Genomic DNA, 20,720 nt, shown 5'->3' with positions numbered 1-20,720 from the left:
TGTATTCAATGCAGCTAACCGGTAAGGGAGGTAGTCATGAAGTGGTTTTATGATTTAAAGCTCGGCACCAAGCTGATCAGCGGATTCATATCGGTCGCAGCCATTGCGGCGATCATCGGTTACTTCGGCATCAGGGAAATGCACGCCGTCGAGGAATCTGGTACGGCCTTGTACGAAAAGATCACCGTGCCGATAACGGAGCTTCAGGACATCTCGACCAGCTTTCAGCGGATAAGGGTGAACCTCAGGGACATGATTCTGGCCACGACCCCGGAGGAGGCCCAGGACAAGGTGAAGCGGATCACGGAGCTAAGGACTGAGCTCGACAAGTCAACCGGGCAGTTCGAGAAGACGGTCCTGACCGACGAGGGGCGCAAGCTGTTCGCTGAGTTCAAGCAGGCAAAAGATGCCTACGCCCCTGTGATCGACAACATGATACGGCTTGCCAAAGCCGGGAAGCACGATGAAGCGCTGGCCCATATGCGCGGCGACGGGGCCGTCGCCTCCAGAAACGAGCAGAACGCCATCGAGAAACTGGTGGATGCCAAGCTGAAGCAGGCGAAACTCTCAAGCGCGTCGAACACGGCGCTCGCCGCAAGCGCCACCAAGATCATGCTGACCCTGATCGCAATCGGCGTGCTTCTGGCCGTGGGGCTCGGCCTTTTTATCACACGCATTGTGCAGGCGCAGCTAGGGGCCGATCCCAAGGAGGTGGGCGATGTGGCCAACCGGGTCGCGGCCGGCGACATGACGGTCACCATCGATCTGGCCGGCAAGCGCAACGACAGCGTCATGGCCGCCATGCAGATGATGGTCGATTCCATCAAGGCGTTGGTGTCTGACGCCTCCATGCTCGCCGACGCCGCCATAGACGGGAAGCTCGCCAGCCGCGCCGATGCGAGCAAGCACAAAGGGGATTTCCAGAAGGTCATCACGGGGGTCAACGACACCCTCGACGCGGTTATAGGCCCCCTGAACATGGCGGCGGAGTACGTGGACCGTATCTCCAAGGGGGACATCCCGCCCAGGATCACCGACAACTACAACGGCGACTTCAACGAGATCAAGCTGAACCTCAACAACTGCATCGACATAATGAGCAACCTGATCGTCGAGATTAACAAGGTGACCCTGGCGGCGGCGGAGGGGAGGCTGGACGAGCGCGCCGACGCGGAGCACTTTGTGGGCGAATGGAAGGAAGTGGTCACCGGCGTGAACAACATAGTCACCAACATCGTCAACCCGCTGATGATGATGGCCGACTACGTGGATCGTATCGCCAAGGGTGACATGCCCCCGGCGATAACGGCCGAGTCCAAGGGGCAGTACAACCTGATCAAGAACAATCTGAACGTGCTGATCGAGGCGATCAACAAGATAACCGACGCGGCCAAGGAGGTCTCCAACGGGAACCTGATGGTGACCCTGAAGGAGCGCTCCGGGGAGGACGAGCTGATCCAGGCGCTGTCGGCCATGGTCGGGAAGATCACCGAGGTGGTAACCGAGGTGAAGATGGCGGCGGACAACGTCGCCAGCGGCAGCGTTCAGCTCTCCGCCAGCGCCCAGTCCATGTCGGAAGGTGCCTCGCAGCAGGCGGCGGCGGCCGAGGAGGCCTCCTCCTCCATGGAAGAGATGTCGGCCAACATCAGGCAGAACGCGGACAACGCCATGCAGACCGAGAAAATCGCGGTGAAGTCCGCCGACGACGCGCATGAAGGGGGCAAAGCGGTGGCCGAGACGGTGCAGGCGATGAAGGACATCGCCGGGAAGATCTCGATCATCGAGGAGATCGCGCGCCAGACCAACATGCTGGCCTTGAACGCGGCCATCGAGGCTGCGCGCGCAGGCGAGCACGGCAAGGGGTTCGCGGTGGTGGCAAGCGAGGTGAGAAAGCTCGCGGAGAGGAGCCAGATCGCCGCGGGCGAGATTTCGGAACTCTCCGTTTCCAGCGTGGAGGTGGCCGAGAAGGCCGGGGAGATGCTCTCCAGCATCCTCCCCGACATCCAGAAGACGGCCGAACTGGTGCAGGAGATCAATGCCTCCAGCAAGGAACAGGACACCGGCGCGCAGCAGATCAACAAGGCGATCCAGCAGCTGGACCAGGTGATTCAGCAAAACGCCTCGGCCAGCGAGGAGATGGCCTCCACCGCGGAGGAACTCTCCTCCCAATCGACGCAGCTGCAGTCGACCATCTCCTTCTTCAGGGTCGACGGCTCCCAGGCGCAGCATGCGACGGCGCCGAAGCCGCTTACCAAGTCGGCGGCGAAGAGCGAGGCGAAGGTGGTCAAACAGTCGCCGAAGGTGCAGACCAAGAAGGCGGTGGGACACGACATCGACCTGAGAGACACCAGCAGCGACAGCGACTTCGAGCGGTTCTAAGGGTAAAACCGGCACCTTCCCCCACCCCCTACCCCCTCCCGCAAGGGGAGGGGGGACTTTACCCGCTGAAAGGAAAGCCCCGTTTCCATGGAGACGGGGCTTTTGCGTGAGCTTAATTTAATTCGCAACCCGCATTAAAGAGTTTCAGCAAATCTAAACGGCACCGATGCGATTATTATCAACCACACCAGGAGATCACATGGCCTTCACTTTTTTCATGCGGGACCAACCGACGCTCGAACACGCCGCCGACCACATGATCGCCTACGCCTCCGGGCGGAGCAGGATCAAGATCTGGGACGCCGGCTCCGCGCTCGGACAGGAAACCTACACCATCGCGATGATCTTCGCGGAAAAGATGAACTCCTTCGGGTTCAAGAACCTCCGCATCGACGCCACCGACTACGACAGCGCCAACAACTTCGGCGACGTGGTCAAGGCCGCCACCTACCCCTACGAGGAACTGCAGCGCACCCCGGTGCCGCTCTTCTCCAAGTACTTCGAACCGGCGGAGAAGCCCGGCCAGCACCGGGTGGTGCAGCTTTTGCGCGACAGGGTGTTCTTCCAGTACCACGACCTCCTCTCCCTCCAACCGGTCGGAAACGACTATTGCCTGGTGGTATGCAAGAACGTCATGCTCCATTTCCAGTACAAGGAGCGAGTCGAGGTCTTCAGGATGTTCCACAAGGCCCTCGCTCAGGGCGGGTACCTGGCGACCGAAAATACGCAAAAGTTGCCGCCGGAGGTGGCCCACCTCTTCGAGCAGGTGGTGCCGGACGCCCAACTTTACAAGAAGGTCGGCGGCTGACGGTGAAGATCGTCCCGCTACATAAGCACTTCGACCAGCGCTGCAGAACTTGAGTCGAAAGAGGATCGACCGGATCTATTCGGGGCACGACGAGCCGCTTCTTTCCGGGGGAGGCGCCATGATAGCGCAGACCATTCGCCACGTGCTGGCGAGCGCGGTTACTGAATGAGTCGCTCCCCGCACTGGATCGGGAGGGCCTGTTTTTGCGTATAGAAAAAAACGTAGCACTATATACCATTTCTCCTACAGTCAGGAAGATTTCTGCCGATAGATCAGCTATGTCAGCCCAAAGGGGTTGGAGCGGCGCGTATCTATTTCGAAGCAGTACTAACTGGCACTAGGGGGGATTTATGACGTGGTTTCACAATTTGAAGCTGGGCGCAAAACTGATGACGGGGTTTATCTCCGTCGCCCTCATAGCAGCGGTGATCGGCTATGTCGGCATCTGGAAGCTGAAGGCAATCGACGAGGCTGACAGAAAGCTGTACGAAAAGATCACTATCCCTATTTCCCAGCTCCAGGACATCTCCACCTCCTTCCAAAGAATCCGCATCAATATCCGAGACATGGTCGCGGCGACCGCTGCCGCCGACCGCAAAGGCTTCGGTGACCGCATCATCCAGCTGCGCGAAGACATCAACAAGACCTCCGGCGAGTTCGAGAAGACCATCATGACTGAAGAGGGACACAAGCTCTTCGCCGAGTTCAAGCGGGCCCGCGGCGTGTACGGCCCGCTGCTGGACCAGATGATTCAACTGACCCAGTCGAATCGGACCCAGGAGGCGCACGCGCTCGTGCTGGGGGAGGGCGCCAAGGCGGCCAAGGAGGAGCAGGCAGCTATCGACTCCCTGGTGGAAGCGAAGCTCGCCCAGGCGAAGCTGACTGCCGACGGCAACAACGCCCTTGCCAAGAGCGCCACCACCATCATGCTGGCCCTGCTCGCGGCCGGGGTGCTCCTCGCGGTCGCCCTGGGGTACTTCATCACCAGGCTGGTGCAGGGACAACTCGGAGCGGACCCCAAAGAGGTGAGCGAGGTGGCGAGCCGGGTCGCGAAGGGTGACATGTCGGTCGCCATAGATCTCGCCGGGAAGAAGGGGGACAGCGTGATGGCCGCCATGCACACCATGGTGGAGTCCATCAAGGCGCTCATCGCCGACGCGGCCATGCTCTCCGAGGCGGCCGTCGCCGGAAAGCTAGCCACCCGCGCCGACGCCGGGAAGCACGAAGGGGACTTCAGGAAGATCGTCAGCGGGGTGAACGATACCCTCGACGCGGTGATCGGGCCGCTGAACGTGGCCGCCGAGTACGTGGACCGGATCTCGAAAGGGGACATCCCCCCCAGGATCACCGACAGCTACAACGGCGACTTCAACGAGATCAAGAACAACGTGAACCAGTGCGTGGAGACGTTGAATGCGCTGATCTCGGACATGAACAACATGTCGGCCCAGCACGACCTGGGGGACATCGACGTGCAGATAGAGGCCGAGAGCTACCAGGGGGTCTACCGGGAGATGGCAACCGGGGTGAACAACATGGTGAGCGGCCACATCGCGGTGAAGAAGAAGGCGATGGCCTGCATCGGCGAGTTCGGGCGCGGCAACTTCGAGGCGCCGCTGGAGCAGTTCCCGGGGAAGAAGGCCTTTATCAACGACACCATCGAGCAGGTGCGGGTGAACCTGAAGGCGCTGATAGCCGACGCCAACATGCTCTCGGAGGCGGCCGTCGCCGGAAAGCTAGCCACCCGCGCCGACGCCGGGAAGCACCAGGGGGACTTCCGCAAAATCGTGCAGGGGGTGAACGAGACGCTGGACGCGGTGATCGGCCCGCTGAACGTGGCGGCGGAGTACGTGGACCGCATCTCCAAAGGGGACATTCCACCCAGGATCACCGACAGCTACAACGGCGACTTCAACGAGATCAAGCTGAACCTCAACAACTGCATCGACATCATGAACAACCTCCTTTTGGAAGCGGACAAAGTGGTGCGTGCCGCGGCGGAGGGAAGGCTGGATGAGCGCGCCAACCCGGAACTGTTTGTCGGCGGCTGGAAGGAACTTGTCGTAGGGGTGAACAACATCGTCGCGAACATCGTAAATCCGCTAATGGTAACGGCCGATTATGTCGATAAGGTAGCAAAAGGCGTGATACCGCCGGTGATCGTGACGGAGTACAAGGGGCAGTACAACATCATCAAGGAGAACCTGAACGCGGTGGTGAAGATGATGAACGAGCTCCTGGAGCAGACGGACATCATCATCAAGGCCGCGGCGGATGGAGAGCTGGACCGGCGGGCCGACGCCTCCCTCTTCGTGGGTGGGTGGAACAAGCTGGTGGCAGGGGTGAACGACACGGTCACCAACATCGTCAACCCGCTCATGGTGACGGCCGACCACGTGGACCGCATCGCCAAGGGTGACATGCCCCCGATGATAACTGCCGAATACAAAGGGCAGTACAACCTGATCAAGAACAACCTGAACGTGCTGATCGAGGCGATCAACAAGATAACCGACGCGGCCAAGGAGGTCTCCCACGGGAACCTGATGGTGAGCCTGCAGGAGCGCTCCGGGAACGACGAGCTGATCCAGGCGCTGTCGGCCATGGTCGGGAAGATCACCGAGGTGGTGACCGAGGTGAAGCAGGCGGCGGACAACGTCGCCAGCGGCAGCGTGCAACTCTCGGCGAACGCCCAGTCGATGTCGGAAGGGGCCTCGCAGCAGGCTGCGGCGGCCGAGGAGGCCTCCTCCTCGATGGAGGAGATGTCGGCCAACATCAGGCAGAACGCGGACAACGCCCAGCAGACCGAGAAGATAGCGGTGAAATCCTCCGAGGACGCGAAGGAAGGGGGGAAAGCGGTGGCCGAGACGGTGCAGGCGATGAAGGACATCGCAGGGAAGATCTCGATCATCGAGGAGATCGCGCGGCAGACCAACATGCTCGCCCTGAACGCGGCCATCGAGGCGGCGCGCGCCGGCGAACACGGCAAAGGGTTCGCCGTGGTGGCAAGCGAGGTGAGAAAGCTCGCCGAGAGAAGCCAGGTGGCGGCGGGAGAGATCTCGGAGCTCTCCGTTTCCAGCGTCGAGGTGGCCGAGACGGCAGGGGAGATGCTCTCCGGTATCCTCCCCGACATCCAGAAGACGGCGGAGCTGGTGCAGGAGATCAACGCCTCCAGCAAGGAGCAGGACACCGGCGCGCAGCAGATCAACAAGGCGATCCAGCAGCTGGACCAGGTGATCCAGCAAAACGCCTCGGCCAGCGAGGAGATGGCCTCCACCGCGGAGGAGCTCTCTTCCCAGTCGGCGCAGCTGCAGTCGACCATAGCCTTCTTCAGGGTCGACAATTCCGCCGCCGGAGCGCATCAGGCGGTGAAGCATCTTACCAAGTCCGTCTCGAAGGGTGCCGTTAAGGTCAAGCAGACGCCCTTGACCAAGCGCGCTATGGGGCACGACCTGTCCATGTCAGATCCGGAGCAGGACACGGAGTTCGAAAGGTTTTAAAACCGACCGGCCGGGGGAGCGCAGCCGCTCCCCCGGCCAGCGCATCGCCAGCACAGATTTCCACTGACGCCGGACTTTCTTCGCGATCTCGACATGCGACAGCGGGTGCCGGTTATCCAGCTTTAGCACCGGATCCAGACGGCAGGCAGGGAACGCCGGGGCGCCTGAAGCGAGAGGCAAGGCTATAGGAGGGGGAGAAGTATGGCTACCCAGTTGCTGAAGATCACCAAGAAGAAAGATGTGACCCTGGTGGCGATCAACGGGGCTATGACCATCGGTCAGGCGTCGGAGCTTAAGGCGGGTCTCTTGAAGGCTTTCGAGACGGGAAAGCCGGTGGAGATACAGCTTGCCGGGGTGACGGAGGTGGACGTGACCGGGCTGCAGCTTATCTGCAGCGCGCACAGAAGCTCGGTGGAACGAGGGTGTGCGCTGACGGTTTCCGGGGCCGAGGCCGAGGATTTATCCCGCGTGGCCCGACAAGCCGGCATGCTGCGCCACGTCGGGTGCACCCACGACGTGACCAATACCTGCGTTTGGAAAACGGACGACTGAGATGAACATCAAGCTGCGGCAAAAGGGGGGGACCATGCAGGATAATTTTATCCAGGCCTTCAAGGACGAGGCGAGGGAACTGCTGGCGGACCTGGAGGATGCGCTCCTGGAGATGGAGGAGAATCCGGGAGATCTTGGCATCGTCGGTCGCGTCTTCCGCACCATGCACACCATCAAGGGGTCCGGGGCCATGTTCGGCTTCGACGACATCGCGGCCTTCACCCACAACGTGGAGACCGTGTACGACCTGGTGCGCAACGGCGAGTTGGCCGTCAGCAAGGAGCTGGTCACCCTGAGCCTGGAGGCGCGGGACCGCATCCTCGCCATGCTGGAGGCGGCCGAGTGCGGACTTGCGGTGGACCAGGGGCTGAACGACCGTGTCATCGAGCGTTTCCGGGCGCTGGTCCCCGGCGGCTCGACCGGAGCAGGCTCCTCCCACGCTTCCGCCGCAGCAACGGCACCGGAACCGGAGGAGCAGGCGGCTGTCACCTACCGGATCCGGTTCCGTCCATCCCCGGAAATCTTCAACGCCGGCATCAATCCTCTCGCCCTGATCGCCGAGATGCAGGAACTCGGCCCCTGCACCGTAGTGGCGCATGCCTCCTCGATAGAGCCCCTGGAGAGCTTCGAGCCCGAGCAGTGCCACCTTTTCTGGGACATCATCCTCACTACCTCCGCGGGGGAAGACGCCATCAAAGATGTCTTCATTTTCGTCATCGACGACTGCGAAATCTCTATTACCGCGATCGACGACGGCTCCAGGCAGGACGAGTACAAGAAGCTGGGGCAGATCCTCATCGAGCGCGGCGACATGACGGCGCAGCAGATGGAGGCGATCCTGGGGCGCCAGAAGAGGTTCGGCGAGCTTGCCGTGGAGGCGGGGGTGGTCGATGCCGAAACGGTGACCTCGGCCCTTTTGGAACAGCGCCATGTCAAGGAGGTGCGCCAAGAGCGCCAGTCGCAGGGGCCTGAGGGCGCATCGAGCATCAGGGTGGCAGCCGAGAAGCTGGACGTGCTGGTCAACCTGGTGGGTGAGCTGGTCACCGTTCAGGCCAGGCTCAGCATGGTGGCCCAGGAGCTCAAGAAGCACACCGAACTGGTTTCGGTGGCCGAGGAGGTGGAGCGGCTCACCAACGACCTGAGGGACAACGCGCTCGACATCAGGATGCTCCCGATCGGCGCCACCTTCTCCAAATTCAAGCGGCTGGTGCGGGATCTCTCCTCGGAACTGGGCAAGGAGATCGAGCTTACCACCGCGGGGGCGGAGACGGAGCTCGACAAGACCGTCATCGAAAAGCTGAACGACCCGCTGGTGCACGTGATACGCAACAGCATCGACCACGGCATAGAGACCCCGGAGGAGCGGACGGCCAAGGGGAAACCAAGGGCCGGCACCATCAGGCTCTCCGCGGTCCACTCCGGCGATAGCGTGCTCATCACCATAAAAGACGACGGCGCGGGGCTTAACGTCGACGCCATAAGGGCCAAGGCGGTGGAGCACAAGATCATTCAGCCTAACGCCGAACTCACCGAGAAGGAGATCTGGAACCTCATCTTCGCCCCCGGTTTCTCAACGGCCGCCAAGGTCACCAGCGTCTCCGGGCGCGGCGTCGGCATGGACGTGGTGAAGCAGGCGATCGAGGGGCTGCGCGGCACCATCGACGTGAACAGCTCGGCTGAGGGGACCAGCATCATGCTGAAGATCCCCCTCACCCTGGCCATCATCGAAAGTCTCCTGGTGCAGATCGGCAAGGACAGGTTCGTCTTGCCGCTCTCCATGGTGGACGAGTGCATCCTGCACTCCAAAGGGGATATCGACAAGAGCCACGGGCGCGAGATCCTGATGGTGCGCGAGAAACTGGTCCCCTACGTCCCGCTCAGGAGGATGTTCCGTATCCCGGGGGACGCACCCGACATCCAGCAGGTGGTGATCTGCCAGCTGGAGGGAAAGCGGGTGGGCCTTTTGGTCGACTGGGTCATAGGCGAGCACCAGACGGTGATCAAGTCGCTGGGGCGGATGTACCAGCAGGTGGAGGGGATGTCCGGCGCCACTATCCTAGGCGACGGCTCGGTCGCGCTCATCCTGGACGTACCGACCATCATGCAGGCGGCGGAGCATGCGCCATGAGTGGTCCGATGCGTGCCTGCGCTGAGCCCGCAGCAGGCAACCGGGGAAGCTAAAGGCAAACAATCCGCGGCGGAATCTGCGCCGGCGCGGCACACGGAATCCGGAGTCCACTGGTGAGGCGTCTCACTCTTTTACTCGCTGCGTTTTGCTTTCTTTTAGCCGCCTCCGCGGCTTTGGGTGCGGACTCCAAGGCGCGCATGATCCGGGTCGCCGCGTTCAATTTCTACCCCTGCATCTTTCAGCAGGAGGGGAAGGTCCAGGGGGGCTTCGTGGACCTGATCGACGAGGTGGCCCGGCGCGAAGGATGGAAGGTCGAGTACCTCTACGGCGACTGGGCCGACGGCATCTCCCGCATCAAGAACGGGGAGGTCGACCTCCTCACCGCCGTCGCCTGGACCCCCGAGCGCTCCAAGTTCCTCGACTACTCGAAGACCCCTCTTCTGACCGTGTGGGGGGAGTTGTACGTCCGCCGCCAGTCCCAGCTGAGCAACCTGAAAGAGATCCAGGGAAAGAGCGTCGCCGTGATGAAGGCCGACTTCAACGGCGCCAGCTTCCGCAACATGATCGACAAGTTCGGCATCAGCTGCCGATTCGTCGAGTACGGCAACTTTGAGCAGATCTTCGACGCCGTCTCCTCGGGCAAGGTGGACGCCGGCGTGGTCAACAACACCTTCGGCACCGCCAAACAGCACCAGTACGGTCTCGCCTCCTCCGGGATCATCTTCAACCCCTTCGATATCTATCTCGCCGCCGGCAAGGGCGAAAACGTCCAGGTGCTCGCCGCCTTGGACCGGTACCTGGCCGCCTGGCGCGCCGCAGAGGGCTCCCCCTACCACCTTGCGCTCAAGCGCTGGTCCTACGGCAACGCGGCCGCGCTCCACGTCACCCCCCAATGGCTCTTTCCCGCCTTGATCGGCTGCGTCCTTATCTGGGGGGCGGCGACTGCGTTCATCGTACTTTTGCGCAGGCAGGTGAACCGCAAGACCCGGGAGATGGCGCGACAGGCGGAGGATCGCCTGAGGATCGAGGAGACCCTCTTCTTCATCAACGAGTGCGGTGCCCGACAGCGCGAGGACGAGCTCCTTGCCGGGATCTGCCAGTACCTCTGCGCCTGCCTGGATACCGACTACGCCTTCGTCGGAGAGCTGTTGGCGGAGAAGGGGCGCATCAGGACCCGCAGCTTCCAAGGGCGAGGCGGCGGGATCGAGGACCTGGAGTACGACCTGCTGGGCGCGCCTTGCCAGGATGTGGTGGGGAAAGCGCTTCGCATCCACCCAAGCGGGGTCAGGGAGCTGTACCCGCTGCAGCGCATGCTGCAAGATCTGGAGGCGGAGGGGTACGCCGGCTTACCGCTCAGGGACAGCCAGGGGAACGCGATCGGGATCCTCGCCATCTTGAGCCGCCGGCCGCTGGCCAACCTCCCCATCATCGGGACAGTGCTCCGGATCGCCGGCGCGCGGATGGCCCAGGAGCTGGAGGCGATGAGCCACCTGGAAGACCTGAACCTCAAGGACTTCACCATAGAGAACATCAACGACGCCGTCTATTGGGTGACGCCGCAAGGAAGCATCTGGTACGCCAACCATGCCGCCTCGGCCATGCTCGGCTACAGCAGGGAGGAGTTTCTCTGCATGGCGGTAGCGGAGCTGAACCCTGCCTACCCGATGGAAGTCTGGAACGAGTACTGGCAAGAGCTGAAACTGAAGGGGACCCTGCAGCTGGAGACGGCGCACCGGGCGAAGGACGGCCGGATGGTCCCGGTGGAGATCACCTCCAACTACTGCAGCTACAACGGGACCGAGTTCAACTGCGCCACGGTGAGGGACATTGCCGAGCGCAAGCATATGGAACTCGCGCTGGAGCACCGGCTGGCGGTTCTGACCGAGCCGATGGTGAACCTGGCCCGGATTACGGTGGAGGACCTCTTCGACCTGGAAGAGCTGCAGGCGATCCAGGACAGCTTCGCCGAGTCCCACGGGGTAGCTTCCCTCATCACCGACGCTCAAGGGCGTCCCGTCACCCGCCCCAGCAATTTCTGCGAACTCTGCGAGGTGATACGCGGCACCGAGGCCGGGCTTGCCAACTGCAGGCACTCCGATGCCGCTCTGGTGGGGATGGACCGGTCCGGCCCCTGCCTGCAGCCCTGCCTGAGCGGCGGGCTCTGGGACGGCGGCGCGGGGATACACGTAGGCGGCTACCACGTGGGCAACTGGCTGGTGGGGCAGGTGCTGGACGAGTCCTGCGACCTTGAGCGCATGGTGCAGTACGCAGACGAGATTGGGGCCGATCCGGTGCGTTACCGCGACGCGCTCTCCCGGGTTCAGAGGATGTCCAGGGAGCAGTTCGAGAAGGTATGCCGCTCCCTGTTCCAGATCGCCGGGCAGCTCTCCCGGATGGCGATCCAGAACGTGCAGCAGGCCCAGCATATCGCCGACCGCGTCCGCAGCGAGGAACTGCTGCTGGAATACCGCAAGGTGATCGAGTGCTCCCAGGACCAGATCTGCGTCATTGACCGCGACTACCGCTACCGGATAGCCAACCGCTCCTTTTTGGAGTACCGGCGGATGAGCCTGGATGAGGTGGTGGGGCGGACCGTGGCGGAGGTGCTGGGTGAAGAGCTTTTCGCGGAGGTTAAGCCGCAGGTGGATGAGTGTCTGGCAGGAAACGCGGTCAGCTTCGAGATCGAGACCGAATCGGCGGAGCAGGGGGCGCGCTCACTGGCGGTGGCCTACAACCCCATCGAGGACAAAAGCGGCAGCATCCGCGTCGCTTGCGTCATCAGCGACCAGACCGAGAAGAAACATCTGGGCGAGCAGCTGAGGCAATCGCAGAAGATGGAGGCGGTCGGCCACCTGGCTGGCGGCATCGCCCACGACTTCAATAACATCCTGACCGTTATCGTCGGCTACGGGAATCTCCTGGAGATGGACGGGAGCCTGACCCCGCACCAGAAGGAGCAGGTGGAACAGATCGTGGCGGCCTCGGAGAGGGGGGCGCAGCTTACGCGCGGACTCCTTACCTTCAGCCGCAGGCAAATCATGAACCCGTGCGTGCTCGACCTGAACGCGCTGGTGAACCAGATCCAGAAGTTCCTGTTGCGCATCATCGGCGAGGACATCCGACTCCGTTTCAATCCGCATCCCGACGCGCTCAACGTCTGGGCCGATGCCAGCCAACTGGAGCAGATCCTGATGAACCTTGCCACCAACGCCCGCGACGCCATGCCCCAGGGCGGCGGACTCTCCATCGAGACGGGGGTGCAGGAGATCGACGAGGCGTACGCGCGTTCCCAGGGGTACGGCAGCCCCGGACGCTACGCCTGCATGATGGTGTCCGACACCGGCGAGGGGATGGACCAGAAGACCCGGGAGCGGATTTTCGAGCCCTTCTTCTCCACCAAAGTGGTCGGAAAGGGGACCGGGCTCGGCATGTCCATCGTCTACGGCATCGTCAAGCAGCACAAGGGGTTCATCAACGTCTACAGCGAGCCGGGGGAAGGGACCGCCTTCAAGATCTACCTGCCGCTGATCGAAAGGGAAGCGGAGCAGGAGGCGCGCCCCTACGCGAGCGATATCCCGGAAATGGGGTCCGAGACCATCCTGCTGGCGGAGGACGATTCAGGGGTGAGGAGGCTGGTCGAATCGCTCCTGGAGCAATACGGCTATCGCGTCATCCTGGCCGCGGATGGCAGCGAGTGCGTGCAGAAATATTTCGATCACCGGGACGAGATCTCGCTGATCCTGATGGACGTGATCATGCCCGGCAAGAACGGGCGCGAGGCGTTCGAAGAGATTCGTACCATCGACCCCAAGGCGAGGGTGCTCTACTCCAGCGGTTACACCGCCGACTTTATGAAGATCCGGGGCGTGTTCGAGGAGTCCGTCGACCTGGTCATGAAGCCGGTCCAGCCGGTGGCGCTATTGAAAAAGGTGAGAGAGGTGCTGGATCGGTGAAGCGAGATAAAGATAAAGATAGAGATAAAGATAAAAAAGGGGGACAGGCTACTTTTTGATTTCAAAAAGTTGCCTGTCCCCTTTGCTGTTCCTGCCACTGGCGATATTCAGCCTTAACTTGCGGTTCTAAGTCTAAACCTCAATCTTAATCTTAGTCTTTATCTCTATCTTTATCTTTATCTTTATCTTTATCTGGGGTTTCAGACTTGATTTATCCCCGACAGCCTCCAGGGGTTGTTCCCTACCGGCCTTGCGAAGGTCCAAAGTTCTTCGAATTTGACCGGCTCGGTCTTGCTTCCGGTTATCACCTGCCCGTTTTCATCGGTGGTGTAGTCGAGGAGGTTGGCGTAGATGCGGGCGGTGACGTAATCCTGGCCCGCCTCCTGCCACACTTCAGTGATCTCCACGTTCCTAACTGCTATGTTCTCCAGCCTGTTCACCTGCCTGTCGCGCAAAAGCCGGTCGATGTCGTCGCGGAAGATCCCCTTCATCTCCTCGGTCACCAACGGGGCGAGGACAGCAAGGTCGCGGTTCATCCATCCGCCCTGGATCTTGAAGAAGTTGTCCATGACCAGGTCGTTGAAGCGCCCCTCGTCGAAGCCGGGGTCCATCTGACGCAAGTGCGAAAGGCCGGTAGCGACGTCGTTGTAGGACGGTTCAATCACCCGGTAAGGGGCTGAAATGGTGGCGCCCTGCTGCTCGTAACCGCCATAGGAGTAGCTGCCTGCGCCCTGCAGCGCCGCCTCGCTTCTGCGCTTTTTCACCATGCGGTAGATGAGGTAGCCGATGCCGGCCAGGAGCAGGATCTCGAAGATGCCGATGCCGCCACCCGCTCCGCCGACCCCGCCCGCGCCTGCCATGCCGCGAAAGAGCATGCCGCCCAGAAGGCCGCCGGCGACACCGCCGGCCATGGAGCGGAGAAAAGAACCGCCCTGCTGCTGCATCGGGCCTGCTGTCGGGGGGACCTGCTGCCGGTAGGCGCTCCCCTGTGGCTGCGCGTAGGACGGAGCCGCCTGCCCGGAATAGCTGCGCGTGCCGCGGCTCCCCATGGAGCGGCCGCCGCCGACCCGTGCCTCGGCGCCCATCTCCAGCACGGTCACGCTCAGAAAGAGGACTGCTGCGGCTAAGGTGAATGCTCTTGCTAGATGTCGTTTCATGTTGTTCTGTCTCCTTGTGTGTCTAGTTGCATTAGGGATTGGTCTGCAGGGTGTGCCTGAAGGTCTTGGCCGCGCGCTGTCCCTGGCGCTTGGCGAGCCAAAAGCCGATAGCCTCCCGCACCAGGTCAGATACGTTCTGCGAGGTGGACTCGGTGAGCCGCTCCAAGAGGTCTTTCTCCTGGTCGCTTACCCGGAGCGACACCACGTTTTTCAGAACCTGGTTCACTTTCTTGCGCGGCGATTTTCTTTTGGCGCCAGGCATTTTTCTTTCTGCTGTTTCAGCGTATTTGCTTGATTCGTCGTGCATTTCTCCTCCTTTTGCAGCGGATGCAATACCCGCATCGGGGCGCGCGTTGAGGCGCTTGGGAAAGGCCGGGGTAAAAAAAAAGACCTTTACCCACGGCGAATGTCTTCGCTTGGGTAAAGGTCTTGCTGTTAGATGAATCCGTATCCCCTGGTCCGGGTGTTGCCACCGTCTTGACGAACCAGGGGTCGGCCATTTCTCCGGCCGATAGCTACTCCCCTTTACAGGTGGCCATAATATTAACTGTCTGACGCTATGTCAACCCTTTCTTCCAAAAAAAGTATACGAACTTCGGCTTGCGCAAAATGGGCTCAACCACCTGGGCCGGGTCCGTGACTGTTCCCTCGCTTGGAAGATAGGATCGCTTCAAGGATAAGATGGTTAAATATTCTTAACAATTTGTGGCGATGCTATACAATTGTCCGCGAGATTCAGAAGAGGCCTACGCCTGTGGCTGTCGGGGAAGGCCTCGGAGGAGGCGAGGGATGAACATCAAGCCTGCGACCAGCATCATTCGCTATACCAGATTTTTCCGGCTGATACGGGCGAACCGGGTGCTCGACTACGGCACCGGGTCGCTCAGGAACGCTCTCTATCTGACAGAACAGGGATTCACCGTCTATGCTGCCGACGTCCTAGAGCAGGTGAAGGTCCTGAAGGCTCATCCAAAGGCGAAGGCCCTGGAGCGATTGCTTGACGTCTCGGAGCTTGCGCAGAGCGATCTCTGTGTAGATCTGGTGCTTTCGACCTATGTCTTCAACATAATCGAGACCCGGGCGCAACGTAAGCAATACCTTGAGAACGTGGTGGCGAACCTGCGTGAGGGGGGATACTTCCTCATCGAAGTCAACAGCAGGCCAGATGACATAAGTTGCGCATCCCCCTTGCATCATTACCTGAGCTGTGACGACAAAGCCCGCAGTTACACCCACGACGATCTTGACCGCTTCCTGGTTCCTTACAAATTCGAGCCCATCTGTCATTACTACAGCACGCATGCATTAGCTGCAGTTTATCGGTTGACAGAGAGGAAATTTTAAGACATAAAACCTGTCAACTTGGTAAATGTGTAGCAGGTAAGGTAGAAGGCGTGTCCAGGTGAACTGCGGTTTTCCGTGTGGAGGCAGGCATGGCTTTAAAAGATGTAAAGATTTTGGTCGTCGATGACGAGATATTTTTTCGGAAGGTTTTACGTGACCTTTTGGAGAAGATCGGTTTCACCGTAGTAGGCGAGGCTGCGGATGGTGGAGAAGCGGTAGAGAAGTTCAAGGCCCTGCGCCCCCACATCGTCATCATGGACATCTACATGCCTGACAAGAACGGGATAGATGCGACGAGAGACATGGTGGCCCATGACAAGAATGCGAGGGTGCTGGTTGCCAGCGCCTCCACTTTCGACAGTGATACCCAGGCCGCGCTGGATGCCGGCGCCAAGGCGATACTTATGAAACCGTTCGTTCCCAAGGAAGTATACGAGACCATAAGGAAGCTTTTGACCGGCAAGTAGTTGGTATGAGGAAGTAGCAGGAGAAAAGCGGTGCAGAAAAAAAGGCTCGAAGCATTCGGGCTTTTTTATTGTCCTGGAATTTTTTCTACATTGAGAGCAGCTTTTGTGTTGACTGTCGGAAATCGATTTGCTATAAGACAGGACTCGTTGAGCGGGAATAACTCAGTGGTAGAGTGCAACCTTGCCAAGGTTGAAGTCGCGGGTTCGAATCCCGTTTCCCGCTCCAAATAACTACAAAGAATCCCAGCGGGTTCTTCCCTTTAAGCCCCGGCTTTCGCATGAACTTTCGCATGCAGCCGGGGCTTTCGCTTATCTGCCCTTTTTGAAGTCCCTCCCGACGTAGGCGAGGGTCTTCAAGCGCTCCTGTTCCAACCCCTCCACGTACCTCCACGTACCTCCACGTACCTCCCGTACACCATCTGCTCGCGGTGTGCCCCATCAGGTTTACCAACCGGTTCTGTCCGTCCTGCTCGCCGACCCCTTTTCGAAACGGAACACCTCCACAACACCTGCACGAGTCAGAAAGATTCCAACCAAAGCAAGCTGCCTATATTGGGGGATAAATCTAAGTTTTTTGCTTCTCAAATTAGTCGTTTTAGCCTATAAAGGTGTCCTGATTTGACCCAAAACTTAGGCATACAGAACAGCAGTTTTCATTACCCGGTTAATTCGTATTTTTTGTTTAAACAGTTTAATAGAAGGGTGGACATGGATCAGAAAATCGCCATTATTATTGGAGCAGGTCCAGCAGGGCTTACAGCCGCGTACGAATTGTTGGATAAAACGGATATAGTTCCAATTGTTTTTGAAATGACTAACGAAATAGGTGGCATTTCGAAAACAGTCGAATACAAAGGTAATCGCATTGATATAGGCGGTCACAGGTTCTTTTCCAAGTCTGACCGAGTCATGAAATGGTGGCAAAATATCTTCCCTCTCCAGGGGGCGCCTGCCCGTGACGACCGTCAATTGGGACGTAGTGTGTCATTGGCGGATAAATGCCAGATACGCCATTTGAGGGAGCTATCCGAAACCGTTGTTTCAGCCCCTGATCCAGAGAATGTAGATGAAGTCATGCTGGTCCGCCGTCGCCTCTCCCGGATATTCTTTTTGAGGAAGTTCTTTAATTATCCCATCAAATTGACTGTTGATACCCTGGCAAATCTTGGCTTAATCCGGATTATCAAAATCGGGTTTAGTTACATTTGTGTCAATCTCTCTCCGATACAAAAGGAAAAATCTTTAGAGGATTTTTTTATCAATCGTTTCGGCAAAGAATTGTACCTGACCTTTTTTAAAGATTATACGGAAAAGGTCTGGGGTGTTCCCTGTAATGTTATAAAGCCAGAATGGGGCGCACAACGTATTAAGGGCCTCTCAATTACTAAATCCATCATTCATGCGGTATCTGGAATATTTCGAAAGGATAATGGTATAGACCAGAAACAAGTCGAGACCAGCCTGATTGAACAGTTTCTTTATCCAAAACTCGGACCGGGCCAAATCTGGGAGAAGTCAGCAGAAATGATTGAGGCCTCAGGTGGACAAGTAATTCGCTATGCACGGGTGACAGGTCTAGAGACAAAGGACAACAAGATAATTGCTGTCACTGTTAGGAACGAACAGACCGGAGAGGTCACTTGCCATGAAGGAGATTACTTTTTTTCCAGCATGCCCGTCCAGGAGTTGATTGCAGCTATGGGCAATGCAGTTCCGCAACCGGTCAATGAAATTGCAAATGGCCTCATGTACCGGGATTTTATAACCGTTGGCCTACTTTTGAAAAAGCTTCAAATCTCTAATGACACCTCTCACAAGACCATAAACAACATTGTCCCGGATAACTGGATATACATTCAAGAACGGGAGGTGAAACTTGGAAGGCTCCAGATTTTCAATAACTGGAGTCCCTACATGGTGCGTGACCCGAATGCAGTCTGGATGGGGTTGGAGTATTTCTGTACTGAGGGGGACAGTCTTTGGACGATGGCTGATGCTGATTTCGCAAGCTTCGCCATTAACGAATTAGCTAGCATTGACATCATTGATCCTTCTGACGTAATTGATTTTACTGTTATACGCATACCAAAAGCATACCCAGCCTATTTTGGGTCTTACGATAGCTTTGGGTCCATTCAAGCGTTCACCGATAGGTTCACCAACTTGTTCTTAGTGGGCCGCAACGGCATGCATCGATACAATAATGCCGACCATTCAATGCTAACATCAATGGTCGCCGTGGAAAACATCATCAATGGCATTGAATCAAAGGACAATATCTGGTCGGTTAATGCTGAAGAAGAATATCATGAGACAAAAGGTTAGTATCGATCATCTCATGCCAACAGCTATGGTTGCTATCGGTACATTCAGAAAGGCAGCAATAACTTAGTTTTTTTGCAGATGTTGCGAATAGCAAATATTCCTTTTTAAGAGGTCAATTTTAAAATGAATGGCAATATGATGACAAATGAGGCAATGAAGGGTAAATCTCTGAAAGGAATAAAAATGCGGCGAGTGATTTTACTCAGCCTCGCACTCTTGTGCATTACTATAGCAATATACTACCAAGCTACAGGATTTAACTTTATACTTTTAGACGATAATGACTATGTAACTAGCAATGCCCATGTGATGGAGGGACTATCGTTTGAGTCCATAAAATGGGCTTTCATGTCAAATGTTTCAGGACATTGGCACCCCCTTACATGGCTTTCGCTTATGATGGATTATCAATTTTTCGGTTTAGATCCGATGGGCTATCATCTAACTAATATAGTTATTCATGGATTTAACACTGTCCTGTTGTTTGTTACTCTTAACTACATGACGAAAGCATTATGGAGAAGTGCTTTTGTCGCTGTACTTTTTGCTCTGCACCCTCTTCACGTAGAATCTGTTGCCTGGATTTCAGAGCGCAAAGATGTCTTGAGTGGTTTCTTTTGGATGCTAACTGTTCTTTCATATATTGCTTATGTAAAGAGTTCAAAAACATACACATATTTTCTCTCGCTTACATTTTTTGTCTGTGGGTTAATGTCTAAATCAATGCTTGTAACACTTCCACTTACAATGATTTTATTGGATTTTTGGCCCCTCAACCGTTTCTCTCCCAGAGAGAAGGCACTGGAAGAATATAAATTGATGGGGAGAGTGTTTGCGTTATTTTCATTTTTAAAAGAAAAAATCCCATTTTTTGTCTGTGTGCTTATTTCTATGACTGCAACAATATATGCCATGGGTAAGGGCACTGGACAGTTGAAAACTTTTGGTGAGATTCCATTTGGGCTCCGTATTGAAAATGTCATCACAGCATACGTAAAATATGTCAAAAATACTTTCTGGCCCACCGATCTCGCCTGCTTTTATCCATTTCCTGATTCTTTCTCACTCTGGCAGGTCTTCGGCTCGCTGTTCTTTATACTGCTTGTGTCTGCATTAACTATTTGGGGCAGACGTCGCTACCCTTATTTAGCGGTGGGTTGGTTCTGGTTCCTTATCACTCTTTTGCCTGTAATTGGTTTAATTCAAGTTGGTGATCAGTCGATGGCTGACAGATATACTTATATCCCTCTGATTGGCCTTTTCATCATGGTTACCTGGGGGATCACCGATTTAACAAAGAATCTGCAACGCCAGCCAGTCATTCTTGCACTTACTGCTAGTCAGCTGATATTTGCATCAGCCATATTGACCTCAAACCAACTTTCTTTTTGGCGCGACGAACTTACTCTTTTCAGACATGCACTTGAAGTTACAAAGCGAAATTATTTTGCGCATACTCATGTAGGAGTTGCTTTACTTAATCAGGGGAACACAGATATTGCAATCCAAGAATTTCAAAAAGCAATTTCCATCAAACCGAATTACGTACTCGCTCATAACGATCTGGGAGCTGCTTACGCTAAACAAAGTAAATACGACCAGGCCATTACTGAATTTCAAACGGCTATTACGATAAATCCGCGAGCTGTTGTATTCCATAAAAATTTGGGAGATACTTTTGCACAACAAGGCAATCTTTATGCTGCGATTCGAGAATATCAGATTGCTCTTACCTTAAATCCTGGTTCAGCTGAAATACATTTCTATCTAGGCAATGCTTTTGCTCGACTAGGAAATATTGATGCAGCGGTTAAAGAATATCAAACAGCTCTTGCGATAAATGCAAATTTCTCTCAGGCGCAAACTAATCTGGAAACTGTTCTCAACAACAGACTCGGTGTTTACAGGCCCTGATAAATTACCCAATAGAACACCTCCTGAGTTTGAGCACCACTGGTTTTCCAGACAGTTGACACCGCTAAACTGCGCAGTTAAAAAAGGGCCACAGTGGAAACTGTGGCCCTTTTTTTCATCTGCGCGGCAAGTGGAGCAACGAGTGCTTATGGTCACGCATCTCTGCTGAATCCCGCTTGTTCACTCCCTCACG

At 57.1% G+C, this 20,720-nt stretch carries 12 protein-coding genes and 1 tRNA gene; 11 read left to right on the top strand and 2 right to left on the bottom strand.

Annotated elements, in window-relative coordinates; translation table 11 throughout:
- The first annotated feature begins 36 nt into the window (after window positions 1–36).
- From GBEM_RS14700 to GBEM_RS14675, 6 genes are all read left to right on the top strand, one after another.
- On the top strand, window positions 37–2,379 hold the full coding sequence (locus tag GBEM_RS14700) for a methyl-accepting chemotaxis protein (RefSeq protein ID WP_012531372.1): 2,343 nt from the start codon (window positions 37–39) through the stop codon (window positions 2,377–2,379).
- Between the two features lie 199 nt (window positions 2,380–2,578).
- The gene (locus GBEM_RS14695; protein ID WP_012531371.1) at window positions 2,579–3,187 is read left to right on the top strand and encodes a CheR family methyltransferase; all 609 of its coding nucleotides are present in this window, start codon (window positions 2,579–2,581) and stop codon (window positions 3,185–3,187) included.
- Between the two features lie 350 nt (window positions 3,188–3,537).
- Entirely contained in the window at window positions 3,538–6,687 is a 3,150-nt protein-coding gene (locus GBEM_RS14690; protein WP_012531370.1) for an MCP four helix bundle domain-containing protein, read from the top strand.
- 201 nt (window positions 6,688–6,888) lie between these two features.
- Window positions 6,889–7,239 (top strand): STAS domain-containing protein, encoded by a 351-nt coding sequence (locus GBEM_RS14685; RefSeq protein WP_012531369.1) that lies wholly within the window; start codon window positions 6,889–6,891, stop codon window positions 7,237–7,239.
- Window positions 7,240–7,273: 34 nt separating this feature from the next.
- The gene (locus GBEM_RS14680) at window positions 7,274–9,367 is read left to right on the top strand and encodes a chemotaxis protein CheA (RefSeq protein ID WP_012531368.1); all 2,094 of its coding nucleotides are present in this window, start codon (window positions 7,274–7,276) and stop codon (window positions 9,365–9,367) included.
- 113 nt (window positions 9,368–9,480) lie between these two features.
- On the top strand, window positions 9,481–13,320 hold the full coding sequence (locus GBEM_RS14675) for a PocR ligand-binding domain-containing protein (RefSeq protein WP_012531367.1): 3,840 nt from the start codon (window positions 9,481–9,483) through the stop codon (window positions 13,318–13,320).
- 200 nt (window positions 13,321–13,520) lie between these two features.
- Here the strand turns inward: GBEM_RS14675 and GBEM_RS14670 are convergent, their stop codons facing one another.
- Entirely contained in the window at window positions 13,521–14,477 is a 957-nt protein-coding gene (locus GBEM_RS14670; RefSeq protein WP_012531366.1) for a Tim44 domain-containing protein, read from the bottom strand.
- Window positions 14,478–14,508: 31 nt separating this feature from the next.
- Window positions 14,509–14,784, bottom strand: coding sequence for a ribbon-helix-helix protein, CopG family (locus GBEM_RS14665; RefSeq protein ID WP_012531365.1), 276 nt, complete (start codon window positions 14,782–14,784; stop codon window positions 14,509–14,511).
- A gap of 482 nt (window positions 14,785–15,266) precedes the next feature.
- On the opposite strand from GBEM_RS14665, the gene GBEM_RS14660 reads away from it, so the two are divergent.
- The 5 genes from GBEM_RS14660 to GBEM_RS14640 all read left to right on the top strand — a co-directional run bounded on the left by GBEM_RS14660 (window position 15,267) and on the right by GBEM_RS14640 (window position 20,527).
- On the top strand, window positions 15,267–15,821 hold the full coding sequence (locus tag GBEM_RS14660; protein WP_012531364.1) for a class I SAM-dependent methyltransferase: 555 nt from the start codon (window positions 15,267–15,269) through the stop codon (window positions 15,819–15,821).
- 89 nt (window positions 15,822–15,910) lie between these two features.
- Complete coding sequence (locus GBEM_RS14655) at window positions 15,911–16,288, top strand: response regulator (RefSeq protein ID WP_012531363.1); 378 nt, start codon at window positions 15,911–15,913, stop codon at window positions 16,286–16,288.
- A 151-nt stretch (window positions 16,289–16,439) separates the two neighbouring features.
- A tRNA-Gly gene (locus GBEM_RS14650) sits at window positions 16,440–16,514 on the top strand.
- A gap of 482 nt (window positions 16,515–16,996) precedes the next feature.
- Entirely contained in the window at window positions 16,997–18,613 is a 1,617-nt protein-coding gene (locus GBEM_RS14645; RefSeq protein ID WP_012531362.1) for an NAD(P)/FAD-dependent oxidoreductase, read from the top strand.
- A gap of 123 nt (window positions 18,614–18,736) precedes the next feature.
- Entirely contained in the window at window positions 18,737–20,527 is a 1,791-nt protein-coding gene (locus GBEM_RS14640) for a tetratricopeptide repeat protein (RefSeq protein WP_012531361.1), read from the top strand.
- The last annotated feature ends 193 nt before the right edge of the window (window positions 20,528–20,720 follow it).

It is taken from the genome of Citrifermentans bemidjiense Bem, assembly GCF_000020725.1.
In the GTDB taxonomy this organism is placed as follows: domain Bacteria; phylum Desulfobacterota; class Desulfuromonadia; order Geobacterales; family Geobacteraceae; genus Geomonas; species Geomonas bemidjiensis.
The sequence above is the reverse complement of the archived record's forward strand: the minus strand, read 5'-3'. Positions and strand labels throughout refer to the sequence as shown.